Origin of the sequence: Flagellatimonas centrodinii, assembly GCF_016918765.2 — a bacterium.
In the GTDB taxonomy this organism is placed as follows: domain Bacteria; phylum Pseudomonadota; class Gammaproteobacteria; order Nevskiales; family Nevskiaceae; genus Polycyclovorans; species Polycyclovorans centrodinii.
Genome location: NZ_CP092104.1, coordinates 3,242,364 through 3,264,181, shown reverse-complemented (window position 1 = coordinate 3,264,181; position 21,818 = coordinate 3,242,364). Strand labels below are relative to the sequence as shown.

Below are 21,818 nucleotides of genomic sequence, written 5' to 3'. Positions count from 1 at the left end.
AATGAAGACAGAACAGTTGCCGGATGAGCCACTGCGCTACCGGGCGCTCGCCGGGCGCTTCGAGCAGGGCATTCGCAGTGGCGCCATCCGCCCCGGGGAGCGGTTGCCGTCGATCCGTCAGCTCAGTCGCAGCGAAGGTCTGAGCATGAGTACGGTGCTGGCGGCGTTGCGGCTGCTGGAGCAACGGGGCTACGCCCAGGCACGGCCGCAATCCGGCTACTTCGCCCGGTTGCCGGCACGTCGGCCACCGCCGCCGCCCACCCGTCCGGCGCAGCGCGCCGGCACCGTCAGTGGCGCTGACGTGCTCAACGAGATCCTCGAGCACGTTGCCGGGGGCGATACGTTGCCGCTGGGCGCCGCGATTCCGGCGCCGGCCCTGTTGCCGATCAAGGCGCTGGCCCGCAGTCTGATGCGGGTGACCCACCGGGATGCGGGGCGACTGCTGGGCAGCATGTCCGGCGCCGGGCTGCCGGATCTGCGACAGGCCATCGCCGCCCGCATGACCCGGTTCGGCTGCAGCGTGCACCCCGATGAGGTGATCATCACCAGCGGCGCCGCCGACAGCGTCGCACTGGCCTTGCGGACGCTGACCCGGCGCGGTGATGTGGTGGCCTGTGAGTCGCCGACCTACTACGGCTTGTTGATGACGGCCGAAGCCCAGGGCCTGCAGGTGCTGGAGCTCGCCACCGATCCGGTCAACGGGGTGTCGGTGGATGCGTTCGAGGCCGCTTGCGAGCGCAAGCCGCCGGCGGCGCTGGTGGTGTCGGCCAATGTGCAGAACCCGACGGGCGCCTGCATGCCCGAGGCGGCCAAGCGGCGGTTGGTGGCGGTGGCGGCACGCTACCGGGTGCCGCTGATCGAAGACGACGTGTTCGGCGACTACGCCCGCTACGGTGGCAGCCGTTGCGCGCCGCTCAAAGCCCTTGATACGGAGGGCAATGTGCTGTATTGCAACTCCTTTTCCAAGGTCATCGCACCGGGGCTGCGGCTCGGCTGGATCATCGCCGGCCGACATCATGCCGCGGTCCTCGGCAACTGGCTGGGACAGAGTTGGGGCTGCCCCCCGTTGACACAGCAGGCGCTGGCGCAGCTGCTGCGGGAGGCCAGCCTGGAGCATCAGTTGCGGCGGGTGGTGCGGACCATCGATGACACCCGCAGTCGGGCGTTGGAGCAGGTGCATGCGCACTTTCACCCGGCCACGCGCGTGGCGACGCCGCGTTACGGGTTCCTGCTGTGGCTGCAGTTGCCGCCCGGCATGAACGGAATTGACTACTACCGGGCCGCCTTGCGAGACGGGATTTCGGTGATGCCGGGGTTCGTGTTTTCGCCGTCCGGTGGTTGTCACGACCACATCCGGCTGAACCTGGGGGCCGCCTGGAGTGACACCCTGGCGGATGCGCTGCAACGGCTCGGCAGGCTCAGCCATGCCGCCGATGGCGGGGACGATTTGGCGCCTTCGCGGACACTAGACTAGGCTTCAGCCCGAGATGCCGGCTGGCCGGCCTGGAGAGAGAGCGCGGAATGGGCGACCTGCCTCGCGACAAGGAGGCTGTAACGATCGAGGTGTGCGCGCACAAATTGTTCGCGCCCTCGGCGCCGCCGCGTGCCGTCGTTCGTACCGCCCTGCTGGCCCGCCTGCTGGGTCAAGACCGGCCGCGCATCGCCCTGCTCCAGGGGCCTGCCGGGCATGGCAAGACCACCCTGCTGCAACAGATCAAACAGGCCTGTGACGATCACGACATGGTCACCGGCTGGTTGACACTGGACGATGCCGACAACGATCCCCGACGGTTTTTCCGACACATGGAAATGCTGGTAGGCGAAGTGGTCGGTGATGAGATGCAGGAGGCGCCGGCAGTGCGCTGGCGGCGGCGCTCGGACTGGATCATCGACCGTCTGCTGCAGGCGCCCCAGCCGGTCGCGCTGTTCATCGACGAACTGCAGACGATCACCTCGCGAGCCTTGCACCTGTTTTTCCGGGAATTGCTGGAGCGGGTGCCCGAACGGGTCCATCTGTTCATCGGCTCGCGCTCGGTGCCGGACGTCGGCCTGTCCCGGTTGGTGGTCAACCAGCAGGCACAGATTCTTCATGCCGATGACCTCCGCTTTTCGGTCGACGAGGTGCGCGCCTTTTTCGGGCACACCGGCGAGCAGGCGATCAGCGACCAGGAACTCGACGTCATCTTCCGTCGCACCGAGGGTTGGCCGGCGGCCCTGCAACTGTTCCGGTTGTCGCTGGCGAGTCCGCAGGTCCGTCGCGATCTCGCGGATCTGGCGGCCTACCGGCCGCGGGAGCTGGCCGAATACCTCACCGACAATGTCCTCGGTCTGCAGGACCCGGAGCTGCAGACCTTCCTGCTGCAGACCAGCCTGCTGACCCGCCTGTGTGCGCCCTTGTGCGAGGCGGTGACCGGGCGCGCCGACGCCCAGGACCTGCTGTTGCGGGTAGCGCGGTCGGGGCTGTTCCTGCGCAACCTCGACATCGACGGTCGCTGGTTCAAGTACCACGGGCTTTTCGCCTCGTTCCTGGCGGACCAGTTCGAAACCCTGTCGCCGGGGATGGCCAAAGAGGTCCATCGCCGTGCCGCGGCCTGGCATGCGGAGCACGCGCGGCCGGATGATGCGATGCACCATGCGCTGGCCGCCGGGGACCTCGAACAGGCCGCCGATCTGCTCGAGCACTGGTCGCCGCAATTGATCGCCGATGCGCAGCTGATCACCATGGAGCGCTGGCTCGACCGTTTGCCGTTCGAACAGGTGGTGGCTCGGCCGTCGCTGGTGGTCAAGGCGGCCTATGCCCTCACGTTCCTGCATCGCCGTGCCCGCCTGAAGCCCTTTATCGAGGCGCTGGAGGGGTTTCATCGTGACGGGGTGGTCAACGCATCGGTGGTGCTGTCGATGGCGGCCATCTCCGGCGACGACCTGGCGGATGCCTTCGCCCGGGTCGAGCAGATTGATCTTGCGGTCGAGGACGCCGAAGGCTTCGACGCCTTTGAACTGGGTGCAGCCGGCAACCTGGCCGCCTACCGTCATCTGTCGATGGGCGCGTTCGAGTCGGCCCGTCAATGCCTGTCGGTGGCGCGGATGTATTCGCAGCGGGGTGCCGCCTCCTTCAGCAGCGGTTACAACGTCGGTGTCACCGGCATGGCCATGCTGTTGCAGGGCGAGTTGCAGCAGGCGCTGGAACGATTTCGTGTGGCGCAGACCGAGCCCTGGGTGCGCTCCGATGCCTCGCAGGCTTCCGCATCGCTGGTGGCCTGCCAGTTGTGGGCGCTGTACGAAGCCAACGACCTTGATGCTGCCGAGGCGCTTTACGGCCAGCATCGGGAAATGATTGTCGAGTCGACCTTGCCGGATTTTCTCGCCATCGCCCAACTTGCGGCGGTGCGGGTGTTCGACGCTCGCGGACGGGTCACCCGTGCGCTGGAGGTGCTGGACGAGGCCGAGGGGCTCGCCCGCGCCAACGGCTGGCCGCGGCTGCTGCAGTTGTTTGCCTGGGAGCGGGTGCGGCGGGCGCTGATCGCCGGTCAGCTCGAGCACGCCCGGGCGATCGCCGAGCTGGCGCCGGTCGACCCCGAGCCGCCGGCCTGGCTCACCATCGCCGCCGATGCCTGCGATGACCGGCTTGGCGCTATCCGTCTGGCGATCCACAGCGGTCAGATCGCCGATGCCCAGCAGTGGCTGTCCACGGCCCTGGAGATCCAGCCCGGACGAATTTACCGACAGATTCGTCTGTATCTGCTGGAAGCCCTGCTGCATCGGCGCCGCGAGGCGCACAATGCCGCCCAGCGAAGCCTGCAACGGGCCTTGCAGCTGGCCGCGCCGGGCGGTTTCATCCGCTGTTTTCTCGACGAGGGGCCCGGCCTGATGGAGCTGTTGCGGCAGGCCTGCCAGGCCTTGCTGGAACAACCGGGGGAGGGCGGTGGCGTCAGCCGTGACTACGTCGAGCGGCTGCTGCGGGCCTCCGGCACCGATCTGGGAGGGGCTCGGCGGGCGGTGATCGAGGCGCCGCTGGAGCCGCTGACCGACCGCGAGAAGGAGATCCTCATCCTGCTCGGCAACGGCGTGTCCAACAAGGCCATGGCCAAGCGGATCTTCGTGTCGGAAAACACGGTCAAGTTCCACCTCAAGAACATCTACGCCAAGCTCGCCGTGGGCAGTCGCCTGCAGGCGATCACGGCGGCCCGCAGCCTCGGCCTGATCGAGTAGGCCGCACGGTCTCCCCGGGGTGGGGAGGGCAAAACTACCCTTTTGTGTAGTGCGACGCACCGAGGCCCTGCGCCCTAATGCATCGACGAGGAGCAGCGTCGCCCCTGGCCGGGGTGATGGTGACTATACAAAGCGGGTCAGGAGAACGATCTTGCAGCCATTCGGTTTGGTGAGCCGCCCCTTGCAGGGCCTGTCGTGCGGCGTGTTGCCGCTGTACCTGTCGATGTGGTCCGGCGTTGCCGGCACCGCCAACTGAGGGGGCGCCAGTGCACGCGCTCCGTTTCCGTCTTGCCCAATGGGTCATGCGCCACCGTCGCCTGTCGATGGTGGGTTTCGTGCTGGTGACGATCGGGTTCGGCCTCGGGCTGCCCGGGGTCCAGCTGAAGACCATCTTTTCCGACCTGCTGCCCAAGGACGATCCCTTCGTCCAGGTCTTCAAGGACCACCCGAATTTCGGCAACCCGCTGACGATGACGGTGATGATCCAGCGCAAGGACGGCGATATCTACAACGCCGAAACCTTGCAGAAGGTGTGGCAGATGACGCGCGACATCGACCTGTCGCCCGGCGTCGATCACGACCAGATCCTGTCCATCGCGACCGAAAAGGCGCGCTATGCCGAAGCCACGCCGTACGGCATCGACATGCGGCCGTTGATGGAAGACCGCGTTCCGGCAACCCCCGAGGAACTGGCGGAGTTTCGCGAACGGGTGGAGAAATCACCGAACTCGCGTGAATTTCTTATTTCCCGGGATAACTCGGCGACTTTGGTGCATGCCACCTTCATCGAGCGGCTGCTCGATTACGGCGACGCCTTTGAATACGTCCAGGGGCTGGTGGAAGCCGCCCGCGACGACGAACATGACGTCTACCTGGCGGGTCAGCCGGCCTTGACCGGATGGGTCTATCAGTACCAGGCCCAAATGATCGGCATTTTTGCCATCACCCTGTCGGCGCTGATCTTTGCGCTGGTGCTGTACATGCGCAACGTGGTTGGCATCGTCACACCGATCATCACCAGCACGGTGGCGGCGATCTGGGGCTTCGGTCTGATGGGGTGGTTGGGCTCGCCGATCGAGCCGCTGCTGATGATCGTGCCGCTGCTGTTGGTGGCGCGATCGTTCTCCCACTGCGTGCAGTTCACCGAACGCTATTACGAGATCTATGCCCAGGTCGGTGACCGTGGCAAGGCCGCGGAAATCACCATGGGCGTGATGATGGCGCCGTCGGTGCTGGGAATCTTCACTGACACCGTCGGCATCTTTCTGATCGCCATCGCGCCGATTCCGGCGATGGAGCGATTCGCCCTGTTCTGCGGGTTCTGGGCGATCTGGATGATCCCCACCGGGGTGGTCCTGATCTCGCTGCTGCTGGCATCACTGCCGCCGCCGAAGAACGTTGACAAGCTGGTGGGCGACGGCGAAGCCAACGGCGGCTTCCAGCAGGGCTTCCAGACGGTGCTGCGGGGCGTGTCGTCGCTGACCCACGGGTCGCGTGCGCGCTACACCACGGTGGTGGTTGCGGCGCTGGCGGTGTTCTCGGTGTTCACCGCGCTGCAGATCAAGATCGGGAATCCAGTGGAGGGCTCCAATCTGCTGTGGTACGACTCCGAGTACAACGAGGCGGTCCGGCAGATCAACCGCAATTTCCCGGGCGTCAATACGCTGGAAATCGTGCTGGAAGCCAAGAACCCGAACGACCCCAGCCGGGTTGCCCGTCAGGCCGAGACGGTGGGCACGATGTTCCGCCTGCAGCAGTTGATGGAGCAGGGCGATCATCCGCCACGGGCGACCCTGTCGTTCGGCGATTACCTGATGGAGGGGAACCGACTGTTCGCCGGTGGGCACCCCAAATGGCTGCCAATCGACCCCAATGACGGTGCCACCAATGCGGCGGCCACGGCGGTTACGCTGGGCAGCAGCACCAAGGCGTTCTCGCATGTCATCGACTTCAATATGCAGAACTCCACGGTATCGCTGTGGTACCAGGACAACAAGCAGGAAACCGTCGATGCGGCGCTGGCCTCGGCGCGCCGCGCCATTGAAGAAGTCGGCACCGATTTCGAGACCTTCACCGTGCGGCTGGGCACCGGCACCATTGCCCTGCAGCAGGCGATGAACAACGTGGTGTCACGCTTCCACTGGGTGATTCTGGGCCTCCTGAATCTCGCAATCTTCATCGCCTGCAGCTTCGCCTACCGGTCGATGGTGGCGGGCCTGGTGCTGCTGATCCCGGTCAATCTTTCCAACTTCCTGCTGACCGCCATCATGCATCTGATGGGCATCGGGCTCGACGTCAACTCCCTGATGGTTGCGGCCATCGGCGTCGGTGTCGGTATCGACTACGGCATTTACCTGCTGTCGCGCATCTGCGAGGAATACCAGACCGAAGATGGCGACTGGGGCAAGGCCATCACCATTGCCCACACCACCACCGGCAAGGCGATCATGTTTACCGCCAGCATCATGCTGTTGGCGATTCTGCCCTGGTATTTCCTGTCGGGCCTCAAGTTCCTGGCCGACATGGGCCTGCTGCTGGTGTTCATCATGTTGATCAACATGGTGCTGGCGCTGGTGGTGCTGCCGCTGCTGGTGTGGCTGCTGAAGCCGCACTTTGTCGGTAGAAAGGATCTGTTCGTCGGTGAGAGCGTCGATCTGTCCGCGTTCGAGGACCCGGCGCAAGCCGGTCTCGGCTCGGCATCGATGGTGCCGGCCAAATAGGGGGAGTTCGATGCGTCCAAATCGGTCGTTGGATCGTAACCACCCCGTGTCTGAATTCGCGCTCGCGTTCCGGGCCCCGGAAACAACCACCGGATCACGGGTTGTCAATGAAGTGAGGAGAGCTACGTATGCATATCCGCAAGTTTGATGTCGATTACAGCCGCCGCCTGTTCCTGGAGCGCACCCTCAAGGGCGCCTCAGCCGCGGGTGTCCTGGCACCGCTCTGGCCGATGATTGCCAATGGCAGCATGGAAAAGGCCTACCCCGATGAACTGACCTCGGTCGAGATGTACACCAAGGGCAAGATCAAGACGGGTGACTTCGTGACCGCCGACAACGTCGACGCCGTGAAGGACCTTCTCGACCCCATCACCTTCCAGCAGGTGAAGACGATGGGCCGTCGGATCAAGATCGTGCCGACCGTCACCGACCCCACCAAGCTTCACCCCAACGACTTTCTCGAGGCGACGCTGCGCAACCGCGGCAAGGCGAAGATCGGCGAGGATGGCAACATCTACGCACAGTCCGGCGAACGCTGGCTGGGCGGGTTGCCCTTCACCGAAGCCGGCACCGGCGAAGAGGCGATCGCCAACCTGACCCTGTCCTGGGGGCGTCACGACTATTGTCAGTACGCCATCCGTCAGTGGGACATCGATCCCGCCGGTGCGCAGGCCTACCAGTACGATTTCGTCTGGGCCGAGCTGCAGTGTAATGCCCGCCTCGATGGCACCGTGTTCGAGAAGGGTGAAGACCTGCTCCGCCTGCAGTCGGTGTGGTTCACCGCGCCGCAGGACACCTCGGGTAGCTCCTTCCTCAGCGTTTGGCATTACGACCAGAACAAGTTCCCCGATCTTCACGGCTACCTGCCGGCGTTCCGTCGGGTGCGCCAGTTCCCGACCAACCAGCGTTTCGAACCGCTGCTGCCGGGTATCACCTGGTTCCTGTCCGATGCCTGGGCCGCCGGCGACCCGATGATGACCTGGGGCAACTACAAGATCATCGAGCGCAAGCCGATGCTGGGTGCCGTCAGCGACAACTGGGCGGGCGACAAGGACAACTGGGAAATCGGTTATCACGGCGGCCCCAAGGGTCAGACCTTCCTCGACACCAACTTCTCGATGTGCCCCGAGTGCATCGTGCTGGAAGCCGAGCCGGTGGGCTATCCGCGTGCGCCGGTGGGCAAGAAGCGGGTGTGGATCGATGTTCGCAACCAGCAGTTCATTGCCTACATCACCTACGACCGCCGCGGCGAAATGTGGAAGTCGTTCGAGCCGGGCTGGTCGCAGTACAGCGCCGGCGACAAGTCGGTCAAGGACGGCAAGGGGAATCCGGCGTGGTCCTGGACCTACGTGCTCAGCCACGATATCCAGGCCAACCGCATGAGCCGTATCACCCACACCGAATCGACCACCGGCGGCTACAAGAGCCTGTTCAGTGATGAAGGTGTGGATGTGTACAACAAGTACATGACCGTGAACGCGATCTCCCGCCTCGGCGCGGTCTGATCGTTCATCACGGCGTTGATATCCGGCGCCTGCCATAGGGGCAGGCGCCGGGTCTGACTGGAGGGGCTATGCAATTTTCCAAGGGTCTGCGAGGGATCGTGACGCTGCTGCTGGCGCTACCCTGCGTCGCGGCGCTGGCGCTCGAGACCGAGCCGGTTCGCGTGGGCACCGCCCACGAAGCGCTGTTCGCCCTCGACATGGATGGCGCCCGTGGTCTGGCGGTGGGCACCAATGCCACCATCTTTGAATCTGCTGATGCCGGCGTTGAATGGTCACGCCATTCCGTGCCCGGCACCTCGTTGGCGCTGCTGGGTGTCGATCAGCGCGGCAACCACGCCGTCGCCGTCGGTCAGATGGGGGCGATTGCGGTACGGGGCGCCGACGGCTGGCAGAGCGTGTCGTCGCCAACCGAAGAGCGGTTGATGGCGGTCGGCGTGAACGCCGACGGTCTGGCGGTGGCGGCCGGGGCGTTTGGCGCCCTGTTGCGGTCGACCGATGGCGGCCGCAACTGGAACATGGTGGCGATCGAATGGCCGGCACTGGACAGTGACCAGCAGGGTATCGAGCCCCACCTCTACGATGTCCGCGTCACCGATGCGGGTGTGGTGCTGGTGGCGGGCGAGTACGGCGTGGTGCTGCGCTCGGACAACGGCGGCGAAGACTGGGCCGTGGTCCATCGGGGCGATGCCTCGATGTTCGCGATTGAAATCTGGGATGACGGCCGAGGCTATGCCGTCGGCCAGAACGGGGTGATCCTGCATACCCGTGATCTCGGGGTGACCTGGGAACGCCAGGAAACCAATACCAAGACCAACCTGTTCGCGGTGCAGTCGTGGACCGACGGCACGGTGGTGGTCGCCGGTATGCGGGAATGGTTGACCAGCAATGACGATGGGGGGCATTGGGTGTCCCATCGCGAAGGCGATATCGGGACCTACTGGTACACCGACGTGGCAGCGGCCGGCGACACCGGCACGTTGCTGGCTGTGGGGCAGGCAGGGCAGGTCGTGCGGGTCGCGACCGAATAAAGATCAACGAGACGAGGAGCACGGATAATGATCAGGGATCACAGGGAACAGCAGCGCGCCATTCGTGGCCGCTGGGCGTTCGTGGTAGCGGTATTGACGTTCAGCTCGGCCGCGTTGGCGGACGGCTTCTGGAGTGACTTCGACCTGGCGGTGGGCGGGTTCGTTCGCGCCGAGGGTTCGTACTCCACCAGCAGCTACGACAACCCCTTCAACCAGTTGGGCAACACGTTCAACGAGCGGTCGATCGAGCGTCAGGCCTTTGTGCCGCCGGCGCTGATCAGCACCGTCGCCAGCGATCTGGTGATTCTCGGGCCTATCCTGGGGCCGATCGTCGGCGCCGTTCCGGAGATCGGTACCTGGACCACGCTTCCGTTTCCCCCGGGCGTCGCCAACGACACCAGCTCGCCGGGGCTGCGCGGCTTTGACACCGCCCTCATGGAGGGCACGCCGATCCCGCGGGTCGACAACGACATCAACTACGCGATTCTGCGCGGTGAGTTGGAAATCGGGCTTCGCTATGGCCAGAACTGGTCGCTGATCGGGCGTCTGCGCGGTATTTACGATCCGGCGGTGTACGACGAATTCGATGCGCGTTCGATTGCCAACAGCCGCGCCAGCATTCTCGGCGGTGATCCCGAGTTGTACGCCGGCTCGCCCAACTACTTTGACTATCGGGTCGAGGGCGGCGGTCGCGCCAATCCGCTGGAGTGGACCGGGGAGAACTACCAGATCTATTTCCCCGCCCTGTTCCTCCAGTACAACAACGGCCCGTTGAACCTGCGCATCGGCAACCAGCAGATCGCCTGGGGCCAGGCCATCTTCTTCCGTGTGCTGGACGTGCCGAATGGGCTCGACCTGCGTCGGCATTCGCTGCTCGACTACGCCCAGGAAGAGTTTTCCGACAAGCGCATCCCCTCGCTGGGGATTCGTCTCGGCTACCAGATCACCGATTCGGTGCTGGCCGATGCCTTCGTGCAGAAGTTCCAGCCCTCGGTGTTGGGCAACCCCAACACGCAGTACAACATCATCCCGGTGCAGTTCACCGTGCATGACCTGTACAAGGAGAGCGGACGTGACGATGATCTCAGCTACGGCCTGCGCCTGAAGGGCAACTTCGGCCAGTGGGGCCTGCAGGCGATCGCCTCCGAGCGGATCAACCCCGACGGCGTGTTCCGCTGGACCAAGTCCAACGTCGCCACGCCGTTGCCGGATCAGCTGGGAACACTCGGCAGCTACGTCAACCTGTTGCTCGCCCTGCAGGGCAACGATTCCGGCGCCCTGTTGGCGGAAACCCCGTTCGAGGCGGCGCCGGGCGGCGTCTACTCGGCCAACGAGTGGTTCAACTATGCGGCCCAGGTGCGTCTTGACGGCCTCGCCGGTCTCAATGCGGCCATCGCCGAGTTTCCTGCCGCGCAGGCGCTGACCGCCTCGGTGGCCGACACCTATGAAGGGGGCTTCAATGAGCTCAACACCTTCTTCATCGCCGCCGGTGGCAGCTTGCGCGGCCACATTGCGCGCGAGTACTTCCGCGAGCAGGTGTACGGTCTGGGTGCCAGCTATGTGACGGAAGGTGCCCCCGGCGGTCTGCTCGACCAGTTGATCATCAACCTGGAAGCCAGCTACACGCCGGATCGCACCTTCACTGCCACCTCGCTGAGCCGCAACTACATCGTCGAGGATGCCTGGGTCGGTGCCCTGGTGTTGGAGAAGTACCACCGGTTCTCGGTGGCCTTCCCGGCCACCTACATGGTGTTCCAGTACATGTATCGCACCACCGATGACATCTTCGGACGTCACCTCAGTGGCTACGGCGGTTCCGAGTTCGCGGCCGCGACCGGCGTGAGCGATGCCAACTACTTCGTGTTCGCCTTCCAGCAGCCGTTCCCGCAGGATGTCTACCGCATCGGCTTCGCCGCGCTGTACGATCCCCGCGGCAGTCTGCTGGTGCAGCCCGGCATCAAGTACAAGCCCTCGCGTGAATGGACCTTCGAGGCCTTCTACAGCTTCATTGACGGCGATCTGGGTGCCGACAACCCGAACGAGACCCTGTTGTCGACGGTCGACTTCGCGGATGAACTGACGGTGCGGATCGGCTACCAGTTCTGATTTTTGCTTCCTCATGCAGTGACGAACGCCGGGCACTGCCCGGCGTTCGTTTTTCAGGAGACCGACATGCATATACGCCGCTTCGACCGCGACTTCAGCCGCCGCCACTTTCTCAAGACGGTGGCTGCCGGCGCCGGTGGTGCCGGTGTGCTGATGCCGCTGTGGCAGGCCTTGGCGGAAACCGGCGAGGCCACGCGTGCGTATCCTGAGGAGCTGCTGTCGATCGAGGCCTACACCCGTGGCCGCATCCAACCGGGTGACGTCATCACCGCCGACAATGTCGAGCTGGTGAAGGACTTGCTGGAACCGGTCAAGTACGAGCAGGTGAAAACCATGGGGCGGCGCCTCAAGGTCAAGGCCAGCACCACCGACCTGATGCGGCTCAGCCCCTGGGAGTACCTGGAGGCGACGCTGCGCAATCAGGGCAAGGCCCGGTTCGATGACAAGGGCAACGTGGTGGCGCCGGATGGTGGCCCCTGGATCGGCGGCAATCCGTTTCCGGCCGCCCAGTCGGCGCTGGAGCTGTTTGCCAGCCTGACCCTCAACTGGGGGCGGCACGACGGCTCGTTCTACGCCATTTTCGAGCAGGACCTCGGTCCCGAGGGCAAGGTCAACTACGAGTACGAGGCCGGCTGGGCCGAGCTGTCACCGGTGGCACGGGTGAGCATGGAACCCAAGCCCTACTGGCCCGGCCATGAGGACAAGCTGCGCTACCAGTCCATCGTCTTTCTCGAACCGCACAGTTCGCGCGGGACATCGTTTCTCAACATCTGGCCCTACGACCACAGCACGTTTCCGGTGCTCTACGGCTACGTGCCCGAGTTCAAGCGGGTGCGCCAGTTCCCGACCGACCAGCGCTTCGAGCCGCTGATTCCCGGCTCGACGCTGTATCTGTCGGATGCCTGGGCCGCCGGCGATCCGCTCTACACCTGGGGCAACTATCGCATCGTCGGCCGCGGCCCGGCGTTGTGCGCGCTGTCCGACAACTGGAACGCCGATAACGACAACTGGCACCACGGCACGCACGGTGGGCCGGAAGGCAAGACCTTTTGGGACACCACCGTCGAGCTGGTGCCGGAAGCGATCATCTGCGAGGCCGAGCCGGTGAAGTTTCCGCGCGCGCCGGTCAGCAAGAAGCGGGTGTGGTTCGATGCCCGCACCGGGCTGCCGGTGGCGATGGTGTCGTATGACCGCCGCGGCCAGGCCTACCGTTCATTCGATGCCGCCTTCTCGCTCTACGAACAGGGCGACAAACGGTTTCTCGATGGCAAGCATCCGTACTGGTCCTGGGCGCATGTCCACGCCTTTGACCTGCAGACCCGCAGCATGACGCGGCTGGAACAGGTCCGCACCGCGTCTGGCCACGACACCATTGCCAACGATCCCGGCATGTACGACCGCTACCTCACCCAATCCGCCCTGAGCCGACTGGGGAGCTGAGCGGTTGCCGGCGGCGGCAGGCGAAACCACGCCTCCAGCAAGTGCGGGTCGTCGTAGTGGTGGCGGTTGACCGGGTCCAGCGGCTGTCGGAGGTAGTGACGGATGGCGCCATCCGCGGGCGTGCCGCTGGGCCAGGACCAGGCCGGGGCATAGCCATCGCTGCCGCGCAGCCGCCCGTCGGGCAGGAACAGGTTGACGCTGCCATCGGCGGTTTCCTGGGTGAAGACCTCGTCCAGCGATCGAAGCCGATAATGGTGGCGGTCTACGTTGGCAGGGGGTGCGTTGGCGGCAGCGATGCCCACCAGCAGGTTGGCCGGGCCTGCCAACTGCAGCGCCGGACGGCTGTCGGGTACCGTCAGCTGTGGCATCAACAGCGGCACGTCGACGTCGTCACGGGGGATCAGCGGCTGTGCCGCAAACCAGAGTGGAATCTGGTCTTCCGCATGCAGGCTGTCGTAGATCAGTGGTTCAGCCCGCGCATCGAGTGTCACGCGCCACTGCAGTAATTGCGGATGGCGAGGGCCCTGGCTCCAGATGAAATACACGATCTGCACCAGCGGCTGACCGTTGAAGCGGGTAAAGCCGATCTGGTAATGCACCACCGGTTCACTGCGATCGATCTGCAACTGCCCGTCCTGCCAGCGTGGCGCGCCGGGCGCGGACGATGCAGACGGCCACCAGAGTTGTGGCGCGTGCGCCTCGACCAAGGCTCGCCAGGCCGTGAGGATCAGCCCGGGGAAGCCGAGCGGATCGTCGGGCAGCGCGCGAAGGTCATCCGGGACCCAGCGGCGCTCCACCTCGATGGTCGGTTGCCAGACCGTCACCGTTCCGGCCGCTGGTGACGCCGCTGCGGTGGCGAAGCGTGCCTCGATGTTCGCCGCCCGGGCCTCCCACTCGTGGCGTACCAGCGGTGCCGTGAGTGGCAGCAAGCCGACGGTTCGCCGTAGCGTGGAATACTCGTCCGGCGGCTGCACCGCCTGCAGCAGCCGCGCCTGCACGGCCGGATTCTGCAATTCCAACGGTACCAGCCCGTAGCCGCAGGCGTGCATGCGGCCATGGAGATCAGCCCGTTCCTGTCGCGGCAGATTGAGGTTGCGCAGCTCATAGTCGCGCGCCTCCTGATCGAACTCGCGCATGCGCCGGGTCCATGCGCCGAAGCGGTCGAGATCGCCGACTTCATCAGCGTAAGACGCCATCAGCCGATCAGTGCGCAGGTAGGGAAACCCGGGCACCCGGTGGTAGGCCGGATGACCGACGCCCGCCGCGGCGACCCGAGCATCCACTTCGGCATAGAGCGTGCGACATTCCGCCAACGGTTTCATCAGACCGGAGAAATCCGGCTGCGGAATCGGTGTGGCGCAGGCGCCGAGCGCGCCCAGCAGGGCCAGCGCAAGGGACAACCGGATTGCGGGACGTATGGACACGGGACTCCCCAAGGTAATTTCAACTCGTGGATGCAGTCTCGCAGGCTCGGCGGCCGACAAAACTACCCGTGCGGGTAGCGGAAGGCCTCGGGGGTCTGGATAGCCTGCAATGGGAGCGTGGCCGTGAGAGCCACGTATCCATCCATAACAAGTGCCTGGAGGAGTCACCATGGCCCATGCAAGCGTTGTCGCGATGGAGTCGATCGCGACTGTTGGTAGCTGTCCCGTTGTCGTCGCTCGTCCGCAGCAACGGCGCTGATGCCATGGACTACCTCAATCGCTTTCGCCTCGACGGCAAGGTCGCATTGGTCACCGGTGGCGCGCAGGGGCTGGGCCGCGAAATTGCGCTGGCACTCTCGTCCGTCGGCGCTCGCCTGGTGGTGACCGACATCGCCGACGGTGGGGGTCAGGCCACTGTCGAAGCCATTCGCGCGGCGGGCGGCGAAGCCGTCTGCGCCGTTCATGACGTCACCGACGAGCCGGCCTGGGAGGCCGCTGTCGCGACGGCGGTGAGCGCATTCGGTAGCCTCGATGTCCTGGTCAACAATGCGGGCGTCGAATCCGGTTCGCTGGTGCGTGACTGCAGTGTCGAGCAGTTCCGTCAGATTCAGGACATCAATGTCACGGGTACCTTCCTAGGCTGCAAGCATGCGATTCGTGCGATGTCGCCGGGGGGCAGCGCCGGGCGTGGCGGCGCCATCGTCAACATGTCCTCCGCCGCTGCGTTGGTGGGCGTGATTGCCCACGGCGCCTATGGGGCGTCAAAAGGCGCCGTGCGCTCCCTGACCAAGGCGGCGGCGGTTGAATGCGGACGTCTGGGGGCCGGGGTCCGAGTCAACTCGCTGCATCCCGGACTGATCCTCACCGCCATGGGCGAGCAATTGCTTGATGGCTTGATTACCTTGGGCCTGGCGCCCGATCGGGCTGCAGCCGAGGCGGCATTGCTGGCACTGCACCCCCTGGGTCGCTTCGGCGAGCCGGTGGATGTCGCCAGCGCCGTCATCTATCTGGCCAGCGACGCGGCCGGCTGGGTGACCGGGGCTGAACTGTCGATTGACGGTGGTGTGGTCGCCGCATGAGCGGGTTCCCGTCCCGATCGCAACCCGGGCCTCGCCCGCGGTTGTGGCTGGACGGCCACGATTACTGTGCCCGCGTGCTGAACGGAGGCGACATCGACTGGACCGATGCTGACGCCCTGGTCGCGCGGTTGGGTCAATGTCAGCGCTTGCTCGCAAGCGATGTGCTCAGTCTCGACCTCACCCGTCTGTTTCCTGCCTGGGTGCGCGCTCACCCGAGGCTACGGCAGGCCATGGGGGAGAAGCCGCGCACCGGCTATGCCCTGAAAGTGCTGCTTGCCGACCCGCAGCTGATGCGTCACGTCAACGCGGTGCTGCAGGGGCTGGCCTCCAGCCTGCCCGGGTTACCACTGTGTCTGACCATGCCATCGCCGGCCCATGCCATCGGCATCGCCGCGGCAGCCGTCAACCCGTCGCTTTCATCATCGCCCGATGACGACCAGATTGAGGGCGCCACCCTGCATCTGGCCAATTTTCTGCACGGCGTCGTCGGACCCTCCATCGAGGTGCTGATGCTGATCGAAGCCGAAGACGATGTCGGTGTCGATGCAGAGCGCCTGGCGCACTACCGGCAAGTCGCCGAGGTGGCGCGGGGTAATCGCTGGACCTTGGGGCTGGTCCCGCCGTCGCGGCACCGTCTCGAGGCGACGCCCGAGGGCTGGACGATGGTCGTGACCGAGGCGGCGCAGCTGACCAACGCGGTGGTGAGGTTGCCGGATGCCATCTGGCGTGGTGAGTCGCTGACCGACAACAGCCCGACCCGATTCGCTCGTATTCCAGCCGATACCGCGCCGGACGCGGTGATGGCGACACTGCAGCGGCTGCGTGCCGCCTGACCCGGGAGATCTGAGATGCATGCCCTGAATACCGAACATCTTTTCCGCTACCAGGCGCGGCTGCATCCGCCCCAGGTGGTGGGGCCCGTCGCCGAGGGCATTCGCGTCAACTTCTGGATCGCCGGGGGCGAGGTCCTCGGTCCGCGGATTCGCGGCACCATGGCCGCGCAGGGCGCCGACTTTCTCACCCTGCGCCGCGACGGGGTCGCCGAGTTGAACGTCCAGGGGACCATCGAGACCGATGATGGCGCGCTGATCCACATCAACTATCCGGGTCTCAGCGATCTCGGGGTCGATGCCTACGAGCGGTTTCTAAAGGGTGACATCCCGCCGCTGCTGCACCTGCGAACGGTTCCGCGGTTGCGCTGCGCCCATCCCGCGTATGCCGATCTCGAACGCTGCCTGTGCATCGGTGTTGGCGAGGGCAACCTGGAAACACTGCAGGTCACATACGACGTGTACGCCGTCCGCTGAGATGACGACGGCGACCGATCAACAAGAAGGGGGACGGCACATGGCGGATGATCTCAAGCGAAAGCTGCAGGAAGGCGACTGGTTGTGGACACCGCGTCCCGAGTTCGCCCAGAACGCGCAGATCACGCACTACATGGGGTGGCTGGCGCGCAACCGCGGCAAGCGCTTCGAGGACTACAACGCACTCTGGCAGTGGTCGGTCACCGACACCGCCGGCTTCTGGGGCTCGATCTGGGATTACTTCGAGATTCTGTCCGACACCCAACCCGATCAGGTGCTGGACCGACCCGAGATGCAGGGCAGCCAGTGGTTCGTGGGTTCGAAGGTGAACTACGCCGAGCACCTGCTGCGCTACGAAGCCAGCGCGGCACCGGGCGAAACCGTGTTCCACCACAGCTCTGAGCTGCGTCCGCTGGCGACCATGAGCTGGCAGGAATTGGGTCGTCAGGTGCGAATTGTTGCCACCCAGCTGCGAACCCTCGGTGTCGAACCGGGTGACCGGGTGGTGTCCTACATGCCCAATGTGCCGGAAACGGCGGTGGCGATGATGGCGTCCACCGCCATCGGTGCGGTGTGGTCATCGGCGGCGCCGGAATTCGGCGTGCAGACGGTGATCGACCGCTTCGCCCAGATCGAACCGAAGGTCCTGTTCGCCGCCGATGGCTATCGCTTCGGTGGCAAGGACTTCAAGCGGGAAGGGGAGGTCCGCCGTATTGTCGCGTCGTTGCCGTCGCTGGAGCGGGTGATCTGGCTCGACTATCTGCAGCCGGAGGCGCCGCTGCCGGACCTGCCCAACGTGCTGTCCTGGCGGCGGCTGCTGCAGCATCGCGATGTCCCGCGCGAGCAATTCCGGTTCGAACGGGTCGGCCACGACCATCCACTGTGGGTGGTGTTCTCGTCCGGCACCACCGGTCTGCCCAAGGCGATCGTGCACAGTCATGTCGGGGTGCTGGTCGAGCACATGAAGTTGATGCATTTCCACATCAACCTGCGCCCTGGCTCGACCATGTTTTTTTACAGCACCACCGGCTGGATGATGTGGAACATCCTGCTGGCCGCCTTGTTTGCCGGCAGCGCCGCGGTGCTCTACGACGGCAATCCGGCGCATCCAGGGCCGGAATTCCTGTGGCAACTCGCCGCCGATACCGGTACCACCAGTTTTGGCGCCAGCCCCACCTTTGTGCAGATGATGGAAAAGGCCGGGCTGCGGCCTGGGGAGACCTACGACCTGTCCCGGCTTGAGGCCATCGTGGTTGCCGGCGCGCCGTCGACCCCGGAGACCTTCGACTGGTTCTATCGCTGCGTCAAGAGCGACCTCTGGGTGACCTCGCAGTCCGGCGGCACCGAACTCTGCAGTGGCTTTGTCGGGGCAGCACCGCTGCTGCCGGTGTACGCCGGTGAGATCCAGACCCGATTGCTGGGCATGGATGTCCATGCCTGGCGCGACGATGGCACGCCGTCGGCGCCGGGGGAGGTGGGCGAGTTGGTGGTGTTGACCCCGTTTCCGTCGATGCCGATCTTTTTCTGGAACGACGATGACGGCAGCCGCTATCACGACGCCTACTTCAACGTGTTCCCCGGCGTCTGGCGACACGGTGATTTCATCAAGATCAACGACCGTGGCGGGTGCTACATCTACGGTCGCAGCGACTCCACCCTGAATCGTTTCGGGGTGCGCATCGGGACTGCCGAGATCTACCGTGCCGTCGAGCAGATGCCGGAGATTGCCGACAGCCTCATCGTCTGCTGCGAGCTGCCGGGAGGGCACTTCTTCATGCCGCTGTTCATCAAGCTCAAGCCGGGCTTCACCCTCGACGCCGGCCTGCGGGAGCGGATCAATCAGCGGCTGCGCAGCGACTGCAGCCCGCGCCATGTGCCCGATCGCGTCTATGCGATCGATCAGGTGCCTTACACCCTGACCGGCAAGAAAATGGAAATTCCGGTCCGCAAGATTCTGACCGGCATGCCGCTGGCCAAGGCCGCCAGCCGCGACGCCATGATGAATCCCGACGCCATCGACTATTTCGTGCGGTTCGCCCAGGAGTCCATCGACTACCAGTGGCGGGCGCGGGAATCGCAATCCGCCTGACTGTGCTCAGGCTGTCACTACAACCATCAGGAGAGAACCACATGAGCAGCAAGAAACCCGTCGTGATCTATGGTGTGACCGGCTACACCGGTCGTCTCGTCGCCGAGTACCTGCGGGAGTACCGCACGCCGTTCATCGCCGCCGGGCGTGATGCCAAGCGTATCCGCGAGGTGCTCGACAAGGTGCCCGGGATCGAAAATGCCGAGTACGACATCGTCGAGGTCGAACACACCACCGCCGCGTTGACCGAACTGTTCAGTGGCGCCAAGGTGGTCTGCAACATGGTCGGGCCGTTCATGAAGTACGGCCCCGAGGCGGTCGAGGCCGCCTATGCCGCCGGTTGTCACTACACCGATACCAATGGTGAGCAGAACTGGATGATGTGGTGTGAAGAGCACTGGGGCGCCAAGTACGCGGAGCGCCAGCTGCTGTTGTCGCCGGGCATTGCCCAGATGTACACCACCGGCGAGATTGCCGCCAACCTCTGCCTGGAAACGCCGGGGCTGGATACGCTGGACATTCTGGTGCTCTGGCGCGGGTTCCCGACCTACGCTTCCACCCAGACCATCTTCAGCATTCTCACCGCCGACTTCTTCTATCTGGAGCAGAACCAGTACGTGCAGTGGGCGCCCACCGCCAGGGCCGAATACATCGTGCCAGGCCAGCACGAAGTGGCGATGGCATTGCCCTGGGGCGGCACCGCGCATCCGGTGTGGTTCAAGAACGATCCCCGTGTCGCCAACGTCAAGGCCATGGGCGGCGTGTTCGACCGTACGGTGATGGAAGGCGTGGTGCAGATCACCAGCGTGGTCGAAGAGCAGATCAAGAAGATGCCCAAGGCTGAGCAGGAGAAGGCGCTGTCCGACATGGCCGCCAGCCTGCAGGCCGGCATGCCACCGCGCGAGAACCAGCGCATCAATACCTCGGTGGACTCGGTGCATGCGAGCGGCCCGCTGGGCCGGGTGCACTGCGTGATCCACGGCACCTGCAACTACAAGCAGACCGGGCTGATGCAGGCCTATGCGGCGTATCACCTGTTGCAGGCGCCGCCCAAGCGCTATGGTTTCGCCTCCGGCTGCCAGGCCTTTGGCCACCGCGAATTGCTCGGGGTGCTGCAGAGCTTCGGCCTGGCCAGCAAGCCGATCATGACCCACCACTGACGACGAGGACTGACGATGACTTCCCTCGACCCCGATGCCCGCAAGGTCCTCGATTTGATGGCGGCCAGTGGGCAGCCCACGCTCGATCAACTGCCGCCGGTTCAGGCGCGAATGGCCGCCAGTGCCGGGCTCGGCGCCCTACAGGGCGTACCCGAGCCGGTTGCCGAGGTGCGTGACCTGCAGGCCGATGGCCCTGCAGGGCCGGTGCCCCTGCGTCTTTACCGTCCTGCCGGTGCGGTACCCGATCAGGCCTTGCCGGCCACGGTCTTCTTTCACGGCGGCGGTTTTGTGATCGGCGATATCGCGCTCTATGACGTGCTCTGTCGGACACTCTGCAACGCTGCACATTGCGTGGTGGTATCGGTCGATTATCGGCTGGCGCCGGAAGCGCCGTTCCCCGCGGCGGTTGAGGACTGTCTGGCGGCAACGCGCTGGGTCGCAGCGCAGGCGGGGACGCTCGGCATCGACGCCTCGCGGCTCGCCGTTGCCGGTGACTCGGCGGGTGGCAATCTGGCGGCGGTGGTGTCACTGATGTCTCGCGACGGCGATGCCCCGCCGCTGAAATATCAGCTGCTGATCTACCCGGTGGCCGATGCCCGGGGCGGACGCCCCAGTCATGAAGAGAATGCGGAGGGTTACTTCCTCACAGCCGACCTGATGGGCTACTTCCTCGGCAACTACCTCGGTGACACGCCCCCGGTAGACGACTGGCGGGTGTCGCCGTTGCTGGCGCCGTCGCATGGCGGGCTGCCGCCTGCCAGCATTCTGGTGTGCGGGTTCGACCCGCTTCGCGATGACGGCATCGCCTACGCCGATATCCTGCGCAAGGCCGGCGTACCGGTCCGCTTCACCGCACTCGATGACCAGATTCACGGCTGCTTCTCGATGGATGGCCTGATTCCCTCAGCCCGTACCGCCCTGCAACAGTTGGGCGCCGAGCTGCGTGAGGCCTTGTCATGAAGCGGGTGGAAAACAAGGTCTGTGTGATCACCGGGGGTGCCCGCGGGCTGGGGCTGGCGGCGGCGGAACGGCTGTTGGCGCAGGGGGCCAAGGTGTTGATCACCGACCTCGATGTCGCCGAGGGCAGGGCCGCGGCCGAGCGGATGGACGCCAGTGGTCAGCGGGTGGCCTTCTGCCGCCACGATGTCACGGTCGAGTCCGACTGGACCGGGGTGCTGGATCTCGCCGAGCAGCATTTCGGTGGGATCGACGTCCTCGTCAACAATGCCGGTATCGCCCTGCTCGGCGACATCGAAACCCTGAGTTTCGCCGACTGGAAGAAGACCCAGGCGGTGAATGCCGATGCCGTCTTTCTCGGCACCCAGATGGCGATTGCCCGGATGAAGGAAAAGGGCGGCTCGATCATCAACATCGCCTCCATCGAAGGCCTGATCGGCGAGCCCATCATTGTCGCCTACAACGCCAGCAAGGCGGCGGTACGCCTGTTGACGCGGGCGGCGGCCATTCACTGTGCGCGGGCCGGATACCCGATCCGCATCAATGCGGTCTGTCCCGGCTTTGCGGCGACGCAGTTGGTGTCCGGGGCGATGGGCACGCTACCCGCCGATGAGGCCGAAGCCTTCGTCGCCAAGACGCTGGCGCGCATCCCCATGGGGCGTTTCGCTGACCCCGCCGAGATCGCGCAGACCGTGGTGTTTCTGGCCAGCGACGAATCCAGCTACATGACCGGCAGCGATCTGGTGGTGGATGGCGGCATGACCGCGTAGGCTCACCGTCCCAGACCGCGCCTG

The 21,818-nt window shown here is 65.1% G+C and carries 15 protein-coding genes; 14 read left to right on the top strand and 1 reads right to left on the bottom strand.

All coding sequences use genetic code 11. The features are described from left to right. Nucleotide 1 precedes the first annotated feature (1 nt). The 7 genes from JN531_RS15690 (at nucleotide 2) to JN531_RS15660 (ending at nucleotide 13,008) form a co-directional block, all read left to right on the top strand. Complete coding sequence (locus JN531_RS15690; protein WP_228349793.1) at nucleotides 2-1,474, top strand: aminotransferase-like domain-containing protein; 1,473 nt, start codon at nucleotides 2-4, stop codon at nucleotides 1,472-1,474. A gap of 47 nt (nucleotides 1,475-1,521) precedes the next feature. Then, nucleotides 1,522-4,209: a winged helix-turn-helix domain-containing protein gene (locus tag JN531_RS15685; protein ID WP_228349792.1), complete on the top strand. Its 2,688-nt coding sequence runs from the start codon at nucleotides 1,522-1,524 to the stop codon at nucleotides 4,207-4,209. Between the two features lie 302 nt (nucleotides 4,210-4,511). After that, entirely contained in the window at nucleotides 4,512-6,929 is a 2,418-nt protein-coding gene (locus JN531_RS15680) for an efflux RND transporter permease subunit (RefSeq protein WP_228349791.1), read from the top strand. 128 nt (nucleotides 6,930-7,057) lie between these two features. After that, nucleotides 7,058-8,434 (top strand): DUF1329 domain-containing protein, encoded by a 1,377-nt coding sequence (locus JN531_RS15675; RefSeq protein ID WP_228349790.1) that lies wholly within the window; start codon nucleotides 7,058-7,060, stop codon nucleotides 8,432-8,434. A gap of 68 nt (nucleotides 8,435-8,502) precedes the next feature. Then, complete coding sequence (locus JN531_RS15670) at nucleotides 8,503-9,462, top strand: WD40/YVTN/BNR-like repeat-containing protein (protein ID WP_228349789.1); 960 nt, start codon at nucleotides 8,503-8,505, stop codon at nucleotides 9,460-9,462. 27 nt (nucleotides 9,463-9,489) lie between these two features. Then, a complete protein-coding gene (locus tag JN531_RS15665; protein WP_228349788.1) occupies nucleotides 9,490-11,568 on the top strand; it encodes a DUF1302 family protein in 2,079 nt (692 codons plus the stop codon). A 66-nt stretch (nucleotides 11,569-11,634) separates the two neighbouring features. After that, nucleotides 11,635-13,008, top strand: coding sequence for a DUF1329 domain-containing protein (locus JN531_RS15660; RefSeq protein ID WP_228349787.1), 1,374 nt, complete (start codon nucleotides 11,635-11,637; stop codon nucleotides 13,006-13,008). Here the strand turns inward: JN531_RS15660 and JN531_RS15655 are convergent. After that, nucleotides 12,969-14,432 (bottom strand): hypothetical protein, encoded by a 1,464-nt coding sequence (locus JN531_RS15655; protein WP_228349786.1) that lies wholly within the window; start codon nucleotides 14,430-14,432, stop codon nucleotides 12,969-12,971. The genes JN531_RS15660 and JN531_RS15655 overlap by 40 nt on opposite strands. Nucleotides 14,433-14,659: 227 nt before the next feature. Here JN531_RS15655 and JN531_RS15650 point away from each other — a divergent pair, with 227 nt between their 5' ends. The 7 genes from JN531_RS15650 (at nucleotide 14,660) to JN531_RS15620 (ending at nucleotide 21,794) form a co-directional block, all read left to right on the top strand. Next, on the top strand, nucleotides 14,660-15,511 hold the full coding sequence (locus JN531_RS15650) for a glucose 1-dehydrogenase (protein ID WP_228349785.1): 852 nt from the start codon (nucleotides 14,660-14,662) through the stop codon (nucleotides 15,509-15,511). 74 nt (nucleotides 15,512-15,585) lie between these two features. Beyond that, the gene (locus JN531_RS15645; RefSeq protein ID WP_228349784.1) at nucleotides 15,586-16,344 is read left to right on the top strand and encodes a hypothetical protein; all 759 of its coding nucleotides are present in this window, start codon (nucleotides 15,586-15,588) and stop codon (nucleotides 16,342-16,344) included. Nucleotides 16,345-16,359: 15 nt separating this feature from the next. Then, complete coding sequence (locus JN531_RS15640; protein ID WP_228349783.1) at nucleotides 16,360-16,818, top strand: DUF3237 domain-containing protein; 459 nt, start codon at nucleotides 16,360-16,362, stop codon at nucleotides 16,816-16,818. Nucleotides 16,819-16,858: 40 nt separating this feature from the next. Next, a complete protein-coding gene (locus JN531_RS15635; RefSeq protein WP_228349782.1) occupies nucleotides 16,859-18,907 on the top strand; it encodes an acetoacetate--CoA ligase in 2,049 nt (682 codons plus the stop codon). 41 nt (nucleotides 18,908-18,948) lie between these two features. Continuing rightward, complete coding sequence (locus JN531_RS15630; protein ID WP_228349781.1) at nucleotides 18,949-20,067, top strand: DUF5938 domain-containing protein; 1,119 nt, start codon at nucleotides 18,949-18,951, stop codon at nucleotides 20,065-20,067. 15 nt (nucleotides 20,068-20,082) lie between these two features. Beyond that, on the top strand, nucleotides 20,083-21,027 hold the full coding sequence (gene lipP1 / locus JN531_RS15625; protein ID WP_228349780.1) for a LipP1 family hormone-sensitive lipase: 945 nt from the start codon (nucleotides 20,083-20,085) through the stop codon (nucleotides 21,025-21,027). Beyond that, complete coding sequence (locus tag JN531_RS15620; RefSeq protein WP_228349779.1) at nucleotides 21,024-21,794, top strand: glucose 1-dehydrogenase; 771 nt, start codon at nucleotides 21,024-21,026, stop codon at nucleotides 21,792-21,794. Before lipP1 ends, JN531_RS15620 begins: the two co-directional genes overlap by 4 nt. Nucleotides 21,795-21,818 lie beyond the last annotated feature (24 nt).

Bases quoted from the DNA above. Each gene is read 5' to 3' on its own strand.
- JN531_RS15690 (WP_228349793.1), top strand. From the start codon at position 2: ATGAAGACAGAACAGTTGCCGGATGAGCCACTGCGCTACCGGGCGCTC.
- JN531_RS15685 (WP_228349792.1), top strand. From the start codon at position 1,522: ATGGGCGACCTGCCTCGCGACAAGGAGGCTGTAACGATCGAGGTGTGC.
- JN531_RS15680 (WP_228349791.1), top strand. From the start codon at position 4,512: ATGCGCCACCGTCGCCTGTCGATGGTGGGTTTCGTGCTGGTGACGATC.
- JN531_RS15675 (WP_228349790.1), top strand. From the start codon at position 7,058: ATGCATATCCGCAAGTTTGATGTCGATTACAGCCGCCGCCTGTTCCTG.
- JN531_RS15670 (WP_228349789.1), top strand. From the start codon at position 8,503: ATGCAATTTTCCAAGGGTCTGCGAGGGATCGTGACGCTGCTGCTGGCG.
- JN531_RS15665 (WP_228349788.1), top strand. From the start codon at position 9,490: ATGATCAGGGATCACAGGGAACAGCAGCGCGCCATTCGTGGCCGCTGG.
- JN531_RS15660 (WP_228349787.1), top strand. From the start codon at position 11,635: ATGCATATACGCCGCTTCGACCGCGACTTCAGCCGCCGCCACTTTCTC.
- JN531_RS15640 (WP_228349783.1), top strand. From the start codon at position 16,360: ATGCATGCCCTGAATACCGAACATCTTTTCCGCTACCAGGCGCGGCTG.
- JN531_RS15635 (WP_228349782.1), top strand. From the start codon at position 16,859: ATGGCGGATGATCTCAAGCGAAAGCTGCAGGAAGGCGACTGGTTGTGG.
- JN531_RS15630 (WP_228349781.1), top strand. From the start codon at position 18,949: ATGAGCAGCAAGAAACCCGTCGTGATCTATGGTGTGACCGGCTACACC.
- lipP1 (WP_228349780.1), top strand. From the start codon at position 20,083: ATGACTTCCCTCGACCCCGATGCCCGCAAGGTCCTCGATTTGATGGCG.
- JN531_RS15620 (WP_228349779.1), top strand. From the start codon at position 21,024: ATGAAGCGGGTGGAAAACAAGGTCTGTGTGATCACCGGGGGTGCCCGC.